Genomic DNA, 12,797 nt, shown 5'->3' with positions numbered 1-12,797 from the left:
TGCAGCAAACGCCCCCATTATTTTCATCTGATACGTATTTTCCGTAACTAAGGGTTGTCACTACGACCAGCTTATAAGATCATACGCCGTTATACGTTGTTTACGCTTTGAGGAATCCACGATGAGTGAGGCAGAAGCCCGCCCGAGTAACTTTATTCGTCAGATCATCGATGAAGATCTGGCCAGTGGTAAGCACACCACGATACATACGCGTTTCCCGCCGGAGCCGAACGGCTACCTGCACATTGGTCACGCGAAATCGATCTGCCTGAACTTTGGCATTGCTCAAGATTACCAGGGGCAGTGCAACCTGCGTTTCGATGACACCAACCCAGTAAAAGAAGACATCGAATACGTTGAGTCCATTAAAAACGACGTGCAATGGCTGGGCTTCAACTGGTCTGGCGATATCTGCTACTCCTCTGACTATTTTGATCAGCTGTATGCCTACGCGGTGGAGCTGATCGGCAAAGGCCTGGCATACGTCGACGAACTGTCTGCTGACGAAATCCGCGAGTATCGCGGTACGCTGACCGCGCCGGGTAAAAATAGCCCGTTCCGCGACCGCAGCGTGGAAGAGAACCTGGCGCTGTTTGAAAAAATGCGTGCCGGTGGCTTCGAAGAAGGCAAAGCGTGCCTGCGTGCCAAAATCGACATGGCATCGCCGTTTATCGTGATGCGCGATCCGGTGCTGTACCGCATTAAGTTCGCAGAACACCACCAGACCGGCAACAAGTGGTGCATCTACCCGATGTACGACTTCACCCACTGCATCAGCGATGCGCTGGAAGGCATTACGCACTCGCTGTGTACGCTGGAGTTCCAGGACAACCGTCGTCTGTACGACTGGGTGCTGGATAACATCACCATTCCTGTGCACCCGCGTCAGTACGAGTTCTCTCGTCTGAACCTGGAATACACCGTGATGTCCAAGCGTAAGCTGAACCTGCTGGTGACCGACAAGCACGTTGAAGGCTGGGACGATCCGCGGATGCCAACCATCTCTGGTCTGCGCCGTCGTGGTTACACTGCCGCCTCTATTCGCGAGTTCTGCAAACGCATCGGCGTGACCAAGCAGGACAACACCATCGAAATGGCGTCTCTGGAATCCTGCATTCGTGAAGATCTCAACGAAAACGCCCCGCGTGCAATGGCCGTTATCGATCCGGTGAAGCTGGTTATCGAAAACTACCCGCAGGGTGGAAGCGAGCTGGTCTCCATGCCTAACCATCCGAACAAACCGGAAATGGGAAGCCGCGACGTGCCGTTCAGCGGTGAAATCTGGATCGACCGTGCTGACTTCCGTGAAGAAGCCAATAAGCAGTACAAGCGTCTGGTGTTGGGTAAAGAAGTTCGTCTGCGTAACGCCTACGTCATCAAAGCCGAGCGCGTAGAGAAAGATGCAGAAGGTAACATCACCACCATCTTCTGTTCGTACGACGCAGAGACGCTGAGCAAAGATCCGGCAGATGGCCGCAAGGTGAAAGGCGTGATCCATTGGGTGAGCGCTTCCCACGCGCTGCCGGTAGAAATTCGTCTGTACGATCGTCTGTTTAGCGTGCCTAACCCGGGTGCGGCTGAAGACTTCCTGGCGACGATCAACCCGGAATCTTTGGTGATCAAGCAGGGTTATGCGGAGCCATCGCTGAAAGCCGCTGAAGCGGGCAAAGCGTTCCAGTTCGAGCGTGAAGGTTACTTCTGCCTGGACAGCCGTTACAGCACGGCGGAAAAGCCGGTATTTAACCGTACCGTAGGTCTGCGTGATACCTGGACGAAGATCGGCGAATAATAACGCTGCACTGGTCAATGAGAAACAAACGCCGCTTATAGCGGCGTTTTTTTATTTAATGATCATGTCGTTAAAGTAGGCCCCAAATTAGACCAGCTAAAAATTTAGGTCAATGTGGTGCTACTTATTTTTCTAAAAAAAGTTTGTCTGTTATATGAAATGGCGAATAAAGGAAAATACGGCTTTTTTAATGATATCATTCGCAGAAATTGCCTGTTTTACCCCCGCCATACCTCGCTTCCGGTTAAATGTTACAAAGCACTACCAATTATGTGCACTTCGTCATAATCCTGACTTTTGCCCACCGAAAAGCATTGATAATTCGCGTCGCGAAAAATAACCTAAAGACGGTAGTTAATTCGAGGGTATTTATAACTACCCCTGACCTTTTGGTCTTTTCTATTTTCGCCGTTTAAGGCGCTTTAATTCGTCAAAGAGGAATAATCTATGCGTACGTTCAGTGGCAAACGTAGTGCGCTGGCGCTGGCTATTGCCGGTGTGACAGCAATGTCGGGCCTGGTGGTGACACCAGAGGCGAAAGCAGCAGGTTTCATCGAAGATTCTACCCTCACTGGCGGTATTTATTACTGGCAGCGTGAACGTGACCGTAAAGATGTCACAGAAGATAAATACAAAACCAACCTCTCTCACTCCACATGGAACGCCAACCTGGACTTCCAGTCAGGCTACGCCGCCGATATGTTCGGCCTGGATATTGCCGCATTCACCGCAATTGAAATGGCGGAAAACGGCGACAGCGGCCACCCGAACGAAATTGCCTTCTCCTCCAGCAATAAAGCCTATGACGAAGACTGGTCCGGAGATAAAAGCGGTATCAGCCTTTATAAGGCCGCAGCGAAATTTAAATACGGCCCGGTGTGGGCGCGCGGGGGGTATATTCAGCCAACCGGTCAGACGCTGTTAGCGCCGCACTGGAGCTTTATGCCTGGTACCTATCAGGGGGCAGAAGCCGGGGCTAACTTTGACTACGGTGATGCAGGTGCGTTGAGCTTCTCCTATATGTGGACCAACGAGTACAAAGCGCCGTGGCACATTGAGATGGACAAGTTCTACCAGAACGATAAGAAAACCAAAGTCGATTACCTCCACTCCCTGGGCGCGAAGTACGACTTTAAAAACGATCTGGTTCTGGAAGCCGCGTTTGGTCAGGCGGAAGGCTATATCGATCAGTATTTTGCTAAAGCCAGCTACAAATTTGATATCGCCGGTAGCCCGCTGAGCACCAGCTACCAGTTCTACGGTACGCGCGATAAGGTCAGCGATGGCAGCGTAAATGACATTTATAACGGCACCGCGTGGCTGCAGGCGCTGACCTTCGGCTACAAAGTAGGCCAGGTTGATTTGCGTCTGGAAGGAACGTGGGTGAAGGCGGAAGGGCAGCAGGGCTACTTCCTGCAGCGTATGACGCCGACCTATGCCTCATCCAACGGTCGTCTGGATATCTGGTGGGATAACCGCTCCGACTTCAACGCCGACGGCGAGAAAGCGGTCTTCTTCGGTGCCATGTATGACCTGAAAAACTGGAACCTGCCGGGCTGGGCGGTGGGCGCTTCTTACGCTTATGCCTGGGATGCAAAACCTGCTGATATGGCGACGCCGGATGCGTACTACGATCCAAACTATCGCCTGAAGGAGTCCTCCTACAGCCTGGATGCTATCTACACCCTGCAGGATGGCCGCGCGAAGGGCACGATGTTCAAGCTGCACTTCACCCAGTATGACAACCACTCCGATATCCCAAGCTATGCGGGCGGTTACGGCAACATCTTCCAGGATGAACGTGACGTCAAATTCATGGTTATCGCCCCATTCACCATCTTCTGATGAGCACACCGGCGGGCTGAGTCCCGCCGGTCTGGAGACTGCACATGATGAAAAAAATCGTAATCGTCGCGCTGATGGCATCAGGGCTGGTGGCGTGTGTTCAGACTCAGGCGCCGAAAGAGGACACACGTCTGAAGGAAGCGTATAGCGCCTGTATTAATACCGCGGAAGGTTCGCCTGAGAAAATTGAAGCCTGCCAGAGCGTGCTAAATGTGCTGAAGAAAGATAAAGCGCATGAGGCGTTCGCAACGCAGGAGAATGTTCGCGTGATGGATTATCAGGCCTGTATCCAGGCGCGTAAAACCGGTAACGATCAGGAAGTGGCGAAGCGTTGCGATAAGATCTGGGACGAGATACGCAATAACAACAAATAAGCTGCTTTAAGCCCGGTGGCACTTTGCTTACCGGGCTTTTTTAATGCAAAAAAAAGCCAACCTTGCGGCTGGCTCAGAGTATGAACGCTAACTTATTTTGTGTCGTGAGCGTGTTCATTCTCGCGGCAATCACCTTCAGCGCAGTGACCGTAAAGGTACAGGCTGTGGTTGGTCAGGCGAATGCCATGACGAGCTGCGATTTCACGCTGACGCGCTTCGATGGAATCATCGCTAAATTCAATGACCTTGCCGCAGTCGAGGCAGATCAGGTGATCGTGGTGATGCTGCTGGGTCAGTTCGAATACAGATTTACCGCCTTCGAAATTATGACGGGTAACAATGCCCGCGTCATCAAACTGGTTCAGCACGCGATATACGGTGGCCAGCCCAATCTCTTCACCCATGTCGATAAGACGTTTATAAAGGTCTTCCGCACTGACATGGTGATTGTCTGGACCCTGAAGCACTTCCAGGATTTTTAACCGAGGAAGCGTTACTTTCAGGCCAGCCTTCTTTAATGCGGTATTGTTGTCAGTCATGCGGAATCTGTCCTGTTGCTAAACGATTCACTTCTATAGGAAGTGACAGAAAATGCACCCGGGATAATGCGTCTCATTATAGAACTGCCATGCCTAAATGAAAACTGCAAGTCTCAGGCAAAGTATGCTTATAAAAACGTGGTATCACCAACAAACTTGCTCAATGGAAACCACATTTTGCCAGGGAGACATTGTACAGGTCTGTGCGAAAAAGTTAAAAGTTTGTAGCAATTAATTTAATCGGTTTTACCTGGAAAACGGGCGCAACCTGCGTTGCGCCGTATAAAAATCAGGCGTTGAGAATAGCGTCCAGGTGCAGTTCTTCGCGGATCTGCTTAACCCACTTCTCTACGCGCTCTGCCGTCAGTTCTGGCTGACGGTCTTCGTCAATGGCAAGTCCGACAAAATGATCGTCATCGGCCAGGCCTTTAGAGGCTTCGAAGTGATAACCGGCAGTCGGCCAGTGGCCAACAATAACCGCGCCATTAGGCTCAATGATGTCGCGAATCGTCCCCAGCGCATCACAGAAGTACTCGGCATAGTCTTCCTGATCGCCACAGCCAAACAGTGCGACCAGCTTGCCGTTGAAGTCCACCTCTTCCAGCGTCGGGAAGAAATCGTCCCAGTCGCACTGGGCTTCACCGTAGTACCAGGTTGGAATACCCAGCAGCAGAATGTCATAGCCCTCGAGATCTTCTTTGCTGCTCTTGGCGATGTCATGCACATCAGCAACGTCTTTACCGAGCTGTTTCTGAATGTTTTTTGCGATATTTTCGGTATTGCCGGTATCACTGCCGAAGAAAATGCCGATGATTGCCATGAGTAAAATAACCTCTTGAAACTTAATGGTATGGTGGCGCAATTCGGCCACGGATAAGGGCAATAATAGCAGAACTGGCAACCCTGCGGAAACCGCTATCGCGCAGGACTGCACTCTGTGCTACATGAAAAGGGCGATAAAGGGGTTTTTCAGACTTATGCCTGGCTGCGTAGCGTCTCAAGCTGGGCGATGAGCATCTCTTCAATAAGCTCGCTGCGGCTGATATGACGCGCCTCTGCCAGTTCGTTAAGCGCATCGACAGCGTCGGCGTTGAGCTTCAGTTCGACACGCTTAAGCCCACGATTTTTATCGCGTTTAAGCTGATTGCGTTTATTGATACGCAGCTGTTCATCGCGCGAAAGCGGATTCGTTTTCGGTCGTCCCGGTCGACGCTCATTCGCGAACAGATCTAGTGTCGTACGGTCCGTTTGTTCTTTGGCCATGATTATGAGACTTCGGGGGAAACACGCCGCCCTGCTAAAGCCCGGGCGATAAGCGCGCCATCATACATCACCAAAAACGGCACGCCAACGACTGGAAGCCCGCAGCCTTCCAGTCGCTCTCTTTTTAATCAATTTGCAGTATCAGCGAGGTAGCGGCGGATTGCGCGCAGTACAGCATCCGGTTTTTCCGCATGCACCCAGTGCCCGGCACCGGCAATCACGTGGGCGCGGGCCTGCGGGAATTGTGTAAGCAGCGTGTCGCGGTACGCGTCGGTAATATAAGGAGAGTTACCGCCGCGAATAAAGAGGGTGGGGTGCGGCCAGGCGGGGACGGTTTCCCAGCCCACGATGTTGTTGTACTGGTCCCACAGCACCGGCACGTTAAAACGCCATTGCCCGTCAACAAACGATTTCAAAAGGAACTGCACCACGCCTTCTTCATCAAGATGCTCACGCATAACCGCTGCCGCCTGCTGACGTGTGGAAACGCCAGCTTCGGTTACCGCATTGATCGCCGCGAAAATCTCATCGTGACGGCGAACGTCGTAGTTCACGGGCGCAACGTCAATCACGACAAGCCCGGAAATTCGCTCTGGTGCCAGCGCGGTGAGCGCCATAACCGCTTTACCGCCCATTGAATGCCCTATGAGGGTCACCTTTTGCAGGTTGTGCGCGTCCAGCGTATCCAGCAGATCCTGCGCCATTGCCGAATAGGTCATTTCGTCTGAGCGGCCGGAAAGCCCGTGGTTGCGCATATCGACCTGCAAAATATCGCGATCGGTAACCAAATCGCGGGCCAGCACGCCGAGGTTATCCAGGCTGCCAAAAAGCCCATGAACCAGCACGATGGGGGAATTATTGTTCGGCGATTGTGCAGTTTGCGCTCGGGTATTCAATTTCATGGCAAAGTTCTTTTTTTACGTATGTCAGGTTAGGGTATCATGTTGACCATTCTGCCGCCCGGCTGCAAGGTTCCAGTTTAATCTGACTTTTGCCGCCAACCTGGTTTGACGCTATCCGCTGTTGGGATTTGACCTTATAATCCCAATGACTTGTATTCAGATAAGATATCGCACTGGATTAAGATGAAAACAATCGAAGTTGATGACGAACTCTATCAGTATATTGCCAGCCAGACGCGGCATATCGGGGAGAGCGCGTCCGACATTTTACGGCGCATGCTTAAAATTTCCGCCGCTTCACAGCCTGCCACCCCAGTTACCAAAGATGTCGTGTCTCAGCCGAGCGTTGCTGCACAAGCAAAACCTGCCGTGACGCCGGTAAAAGATAAAGTGCGCGCGATGCGCGAGCTGCTGCTGTCCGACGAATATGCGGAGCAGAAAAAGGCGGTCAACCGTTTTATGCTGGTGCTGTCTACACTTTACTCTCTGGATAACAAAGCGTTTGCTGAAGCGACCGAGTCGCTGCACGGCCGTACCCGCGTCTATTTCGCGGGTGACGAGCAGACGCTGCTGCAAAATGGCAATCAAACCAAACCTAAACATGTCCCTGGCACCCCGTACTGGGTGATCACCAATACCAATACGGGCCGCAAGTGCAGCATGATTGAACACATCATGCAGTCCATGCAGTTCCCGGCGGAATTGATTGAAAAGGTTTGCGGTACAATTTAACCCTTGCATCATAAGGACCCGGTAATGGCAAATCACAGCCGTGCAGGCCAACCTGCACAACAAAGCGATTTGATTAACGTCGCTCAGCTGACCGCGCAGTATTACGTGCTGAAACCGGTCGTGGGCAACGCAGAACACGCAGTGAAGTTTGGTACATCTGGTCACCGCGGCAGCGCGGCGCGCCACAGCTTTAACGAACCGCACATTCTGGCCATTGCTCAGGCCATTGCGGAAGAGCGCGCTAAAAACGGCGTTACCGGTCCGTGCTACGTGGGCAAAGATACCCATGCGCTGTCTGAACCGGCGTTCATTTCCGTGCTGGAAGTGCTGGCGGCGAACGGTGTGGACGTGATTGTTCAGGAGAACAATGGGTTTACTCCAACACCGGCGGTATCAAACGCGATCCTTGTGCACAACAAAAAAGGTGGCGCGCAGGCTGACGGTATCGTCATTACGCCATCCCACAACCCGCCGGAAGACGGTGGTATCAAATACAACCCACCTAACGGCGGCCCGGCTGACACTAACGTCACCAAAGTGGTGGAAGATCGCGCAAACGCGCTGCTGGCAGACGGCCTGAAAGGCGTTAAACGTATTTCTCTTGATGAGGCGATGGCCTCCGGCCACGTGAAAGAGCAGGATCTGGTTCAGCCGTTCGTGGAAGGGCTGGCTGATATCGTCGACATGGCGGCGATTCAGAAAGCCGGCCTGAAGCTGGGCGTGGATCCGCTGGGCGGCTCCGGTATTGAGTACTGGAAGCGCATCGCCGAGCACTACAAGCTGGATCTGACCATCGTGAACGATCACGTCGATCAGACCTTCCGCTTTATGCACCTGGACAAAGACGGCGCGATCCGTATGGACTGCTCCTCCGAGTGCGCGATGGCGGGCCTGCTGGCGCTGCGCGATAAATTCGACCTGGCGTTTGCTAACGACCCGGACTATGACCGTCACGGCATCGTCACCCCTGCGGGGCTAATGAACCCAAACCACTATCTGGCTGTTGCGATCAACTACCTGTTCCAGCACCGTCCGCAGTGGGGCAAAGAGGTGGCTGTCGGTAAAACACTGGTCTCTTCTGCGATGATCGACCGCGTGGTGGACGCGCTGGGCCGCAAGCTGGTGGAAGTGCCGGTGGGCTTCAAGTGGTTCGTTGACGGTCTGCACGACGGCAGCTTTGGCTTCGGCGGCGAAGAGAGCGCGGGCGCGTCCTTCCTGCGTTTCGACGGCACCCCGTGGTCGACCGATAAAGACGGCATCATCATGTGCCTGCTGGCGGCGGAGATTACCGCTGTTACCGGCAAGAACCCGCAGGAACACTACAACGAGCTGGCGGCACGCTTTGGTGCACCAAGCTATAACCGTATCCAGGCTGGCGCGACCTCTGCGCAGAAAGCTGCCCTGTCCAAACTCTCCCCGGAGATGGTCAGCGCAAGCACCCTGGCAGGCGATCCGATCACCGCGCGTCTGACGGCGGCACCGGGTAACGGTGCGTCTATCGGTGGTCTGAAAGTGATGACCGAAAACGGCTGGTTCGCCGCGCGTCCGTCCGGTACGGAAGATGCCTACAAGATCTATTGCGAAAGCTTCCTTGGCGCTGAGCACCGTCAGCAGATTGAGAAAGAAGCGGTAGAGATTGTCAGCGAAGTGCTGAAAAACGCATAAGTAGCGTTCTGGTGCGGGCTGATGCCCTCACCTGGCCCTCTCTCACAGGGAGAGGGAGAAAACAATAAAGACGGCAGCCCAAGGGCTGCCGTCTTGCTTTTACCTAGCTATGCTTATTCTTCAATTCAAATCTCGGCGACACCAGACCGTACAGCGTCCAGCCCATAAAGGTCACCATTGCGCCGTACAGCATCGCCTCCTGGCCGGATGAGTAGAGCGCATAGAAGCTGTATATCGCCCCAACCAGCGCCACGATATTCGCGACTCGTGCTTTGTGCGGATCCACCTTCGCCACCTTCTGAATGATCACCAGCGCCGCCATCGACAGAATATACGGAATGATGTTCGTCACCACCGCCAGGTTGACCAGCACGTTGAACTGGCTGTTCAGCGACGGGCTGATGGTCATCAGCGACAATCCGCTCTGGAAGATAACAATTGCCAGCATACCCTGCACCGGCGCATCCGCTTTGGTCACGCGGGAGAAGATTTTCGGGAAATAGCCTTCGTCAGCCGAGGATTTAAACACCTGTGCAATGGTGAACTGCCAGCCAAGCAGCGAGCCGCAGCAGGACATCACCATCAGCCCCATAATCACTTTCCCGACTTCCGGCGTAAACATCTGCGCAAAGGCCAGTCCGAACGGTGCCGTGGAGTTAGCCAGATCCATGTTTGGCACGATGCCCGCAATCACGTTGGTTGAAACGATATAGATCACCGCCGCGCCCAGCGTCCCGCCGAGGACCGCAATCGGCACGTTCTTCTCCGGGTTTTCCACCACTTCCGCGTTCGCGCAGGCGGATTCCAGGCCCAGAAAAGCCCAGAGCGTCATGGCGATAGACGAGCCCACTGCGGTAAAGAACGGCACGTGGTGCGGGTTCCAGGAGTTGGCGTACAGCGTCGGGCTAAACCAGAACCAGCCGATGATGCACAGGCCGACAACCGGAATAATCACGCCCCAGACGGTGATGCTGGAGAGCTGCCCGGTGATGCGCGCGCCGCCAAAGTTCGCCACGGTGCAGATCCACAGCACCCCGATAGTCGCCAGCCCAATTTGCACCGGGCTGAGCGTCGCGCCAAACAGCTCCGTGCCGTAACCTACGGCGGAAATGGCAATCGCCACGTTGGCGATCAGCAGCGACACGCCGTAGGTGTAGTTCGCCATAAAGTTGCCGGACTTGCCGAAGGCGTACTCGGCATAGCCGCCCATGCCGCCTGATTTGCGGCTGAACATTCCGCACTTGGCAAACGCCCATGCCAGCGCCATCGATCCGACAGCCGTCACCAGCCAGGAGATGATAGAGATGGTTCCAACCTCGGCAAGCTTGGTGGGCAGCATAATAATCCCGGATCCCATCATGTTGACCATGGTGAGGATAGTCAGCTGCACCACGCCCATCTTATTGGACTTGCTCATAATTTTTCTCCTTTCAGCAGCGATGGCTGAGCGGCGGGTTGTTTGATGACGTAGCAGCGAACCTGTTTGCGACCGTCACACTCCTCGACGTACACGCCCTGCAGCTCCGGCGCGAAGCCCGGCAGCAGGTTGATGCCTTCTTCCAGCGCGGCAAAGTAGCGCAGCACGGAACCGCCCCAGACTTCCCCTGGGACCACGCACAGCACCCCCGGTGGGTAAGGGAGCGCGCCTTCGGCGGCGATGCGGCCTTCCGCGTCGCGCAGGGAGACCAGCTCGACCTCACCGCGCAGGTAGGCGTAGTTCGCCTCTTGCGGGTTCATCATTACGCGCGGGAAGTGAGACTTGCGGAACATCTCTTTTTGCAGCTGCTTTACGTTGTGGCGGGCGTACAGATCGTGCATCTCCTGGCAGATCTGGCGCAGGGTGTAGCCCGCGTAACGTTCCGGATGCTGTTTATAGAGAGAAGGCAGGACGTCTTTCAGCGGAACATCGCTCTCGAGCAGTTTTTCGAAGCGCACCAGCTGGGCGACCAGCTGCTGCAGCTTGCCCATATCCTCCGCAGGGGTGAGCAGGAACAGGATCGAATTGAGGTCGCATTTTTCCGGCACGATGCCGTTTTCACGCAGGAAGTTGGCGAGAATGGTGGCGGGCACGCCGAAGTCGTCATATTCGCCGGTATGGGCGTTAATGCCCGGCGTGGTCAGCAGCAGCTTGCACGGGTCGATAAAGTACTGGTGCTCAGCGTAACCTTCAAAGGCGTGCCAGCGTTCACCCGGTACGAAATGGAAGAAGCGCAGATCGGTCGCAATCTCTGCCGTGTCCCAGCTTTCCCACGCGCGGCCATCCACCGTCTCCGGCACGAACGGACGAATAAACCGGCAGTTCTCCAGGATCAGCTTGCGCGCCTCGATGCCCGTCACCACGCAGTCCATCCACATGTTGCGGCCGCTTTGCCCCTCATGCATGCGGGCGTTAATGTCCAGCGCGGCGAACAGCGGATAAAACGGGCTGGTGGAGGCGTGCATCATAAAGGCATTGTTGAGCCGCTTATGTGGGACATAGCGCTGCTGGCCTTTGATATGGCTGTCCTTCTTGTGGATCTGCGAGGTCTGGGAGAAACCGGCCTGCTGTTTATGCACGGACTGGGTGACCAGAATCCCCGGATCGTTTTCGTTCAGCTCCAGCAGCAGCGGCGAGCAGTCGGCCATCATCGGGATAAACTGCTCGTAGCCCACCCAGGCCGAGTCAAACAGGATGTAATCACAGAGATGCCCAATCTTATCCACCACCTGACGGGCGTTATAGATGGTGCCGTCGTAGGTGCCCAGCTGGATCACCGCCAGACGGAACGGACGCGCATCGCGCGCGCGGTCCGGCGCCACCTCGGCGACCAGCTCGCGCAGATAACTTTCTTCAAAGCAGTGCGCGTCAATACCGCCGATAAAGCCGTACGGGTTGCGCGCGGTTTCCAGATAGACCGGGGTTGCCCCAGCCTGCAACAGCGCGCCGTGGTGGTTAGATTTGTGGTTATTACGGTCAAACAGCACCAGGTCGCCAGGGGTAAGCAGGGCATTAAGCACCACTTTGTTGGATGACGAGGTACCGTTCAGCACGAAGTAGGTCTTATCGGCATTAAAGACTTTTGCCGCATGCTGCTGGGCAATGCACGGTGCGCCTTCGTGGATCAGCAGATCCCCCATCGCCACGTCGGCGTTGCACAGGTCGGAGCGGAAAAGCGTTTCGCCAAAGAAATCGACAAACTGATTGCCGGCAGGATGACGGCGGAAAAACTGCCCGCCCTGATGCCCGGGGCAGTCAAACGCGGTGTTGCCCTGGTTTACGTAGTCGACGAGGGCCCGGAAAAACGGCGGGCGCAGCAGGGTTTCATACTTCTGCGCGGCCGCTTCCAGCTGACGTCCGTAAAAGTCGTTGCTGGTGTCCGAATGTTCAAATACGCCGTGAATACGTGATAAATAGTCTGCCGGGATGATCTCTTCTTTGTGCGTCGCGACAAATACGGGAATGCCAAAACCGGTGGCTTCTATTTCTTCCAGAATACCGCTGGCAATATCCGTGACCGCCAGAACAATGGCGGCTACATCAATATAATCAGAAGCGCGGATATCCACCACTTCACGCTGGGTAGTAAAGCAGTCCGGGCATGCACGGCTGGCTGCGATTTTTAAATTTTTCATCTTTCTCTCTTTATTTTAGGTAATAAGCGTCCCTCGATTTCTTGCAAGAAAGAAATCGATAATTTTCCGGAAAAAA

The 12,797-nt window shown here is 54.5% G+C and carries 11 protein-coding genes; 5 read left to right on the top strand and 6 right to left on the bottom strand.

The window, feature by feature from the left end; all coding sequences use genetic code 11:
• Window positions 1–121 precede the first annotated feature (121 nt).
• The 3 genes from glnS (at window position 122) to chiQ (ending at window position 4,008) form a co-directional block, all read left to right on the top strand.
• Entirely contained in the window at window positions 122–1,789 is a 1,668-nt protein-coding gene (gene glnS, locus OSH03_RS05940; protein WP_266178525.1) for a glutamine--tRNA ligase, read from the top strand.
• A 447-nt stretch (window positions 1,790–2,236) separates the two neighbouring features.
• Window positions 2,237–3,634 (top strand): chitoporin ChiP, encoded by a 1,398-nt coding sequence (gene chiP, locus OSH03_RS05930; protein ID WP_028012359.1) that lies wholly within the window; start codon window positions 2,237–2,239, stop codon window positions 3,632–3,634.
• Between the two features lie 47 nt (window positions 3,635–3,681).
• Window positions 3,682–4,008 carry a ChiQ/YbfN family lipoprotein gene (gene chiQ, locus OSH03_RS05925; RefSeq protein WP_266178647.1) on the top strand — a complete coding sequence of 109 codons (327 nt, stop codon included), beginning with the start codon at window positions 3,682–3,684 and terminating at the stop codon, window positions 4,006–4,008.
• A 92-nt stretch (window positions 4,009–4,100) separates the two neighbouring features.
• Here the strand turns inward: chiQ and fur are convergent, their stop codons facing one another.
• The 4 genes from fur to ybfF all read right to left on the bottom strand — a co-directional run bounded on the left by fur (window position 4,101) and on the right by ybfF (window position 6,712).
• Window positions 4,101–4,547 (bottom strand): ferric iron uptake transcriptional regulator, encoded by a 447-nt coding sequence (gene fur / locus OSH03_RS05920; RefSeq protein WP_028012361.1) that lies wholly within the window; start codon window positions 4,545–4,547, stop codon window positions 4,101–4,103.
• Window positions 4,548–4,836: 289 nt separating this feature from the next.
• A complete protein-coding gene (gene fldA / locus OSH03_RS05915; protein ID WP_061098867.1) occupies window positions 4,837–5,367 on the bottom strand; it encodes a flavodoxin FldA in 531 nt (176 codons plus the stop codon).
• 155 nt (window positions 5,368–5,522) lie between these two features.
• Entirely contained in the window at window positions 5,523–5,810 is a 288-nt protein-coding gene (gene ybfE, locus OSH03_RS05910) for a LexA regulated protein (RefSeq protein ID WP_061098866.1), read from the bottom strand.
• 128 nt (window positions 5,811–5,938) lie between these two features.
• Window positions 5,939–6,712, bottom strand: a complete 774-nt coding sequence (gene ybfF / locus OSH03_RS05905) for an esterase (protein WP_151412741.1) — start codon at window positions 6,710–6,712, stop codon at window positions 5,939–5,941.
• Window positions 6,713–6,895: 183 nt separating this feature from the next.
• Between ybfF and seqA the strand changes: the two genes are divergently transcribed.
• Together seqA and pgm are read left to right on the top strand one after the other, a co-directional pair.
• Window positions 6,896–7,444, top strand: a complete 549-nt coding sequence (gene seqA, locus OSH03_RS05900) for a replication initiation negative regulator SeqA (protein ID WP_028012363.1) — start codon at window positions 6,896–6,898, stop codon at window positions 7,442–7,444.
• Between the two features lie 24 nt (window positions 7,445–7,468).
• Window positions 7,469–9,109 carry a phosphoglucomutase (alpha-D-glucose-1,6-bisphosphate-dependent) gene (pgm, locus tag OSH03_RS05895; RefSeq protein ID WP_028012364.1) on the top strand — a complete coding sequence of 547 codons (1,641 nt, stop codon included), beginning with the start codon at window positions 7,469–7,471 and terminating at the stop codon, window positions 9,107–9,109.
• A 103-nt stretch (window positions 9,110–9,212) separates the two neighbouring features.
• On the opposite strand, the gene potE is transcribed toward pgm, so the two are convergent.
• Both potE and speF read right to left on the bottom strand, forming a co-directional pair.
• On the bottom strand, window positions 9,213–10,526 hold the full coding sequence (potE, locus tag OSH03_RS05890; protein ID WP_061098864.1) for a putrescine-ornithine antiporter: 1,314 nt from the start codon (window positions 10,524–10,526) through the stop codon (window positions 9,213–9,215).
• Complete coding sequence (speF, locus tag OSH03_RS05885) at window positions 10,523–12,721, bottom strand: ornithine decarboxylase SpeF (protein ID WP_266178524.1); 2,199 nt, start codon at window positions 12,719–12,721, stop codon at window positions 10,523–10,525. The genes potE and speF overlap by 4 nt, the downstream gene beginning before the upstream one ends.
• Window positions 12,722–12,797: the final 76 nt, after the last annotated feature.

The sequence above is a fragment of the Enterobacter nematophilus genome, assembly GCF_026344075.1.
Lineage (GTDB): Bacteria > Pseudomonadota > Gammaproteobacteria > Enterobacterales > Enterobacteriaceae > Enterobacter > Enterobacter nematophilus.
Note: the sequence above shows the minus strand (reverse complement) of the source record. Positions and strands in the feature narration are given on the sequence as shown.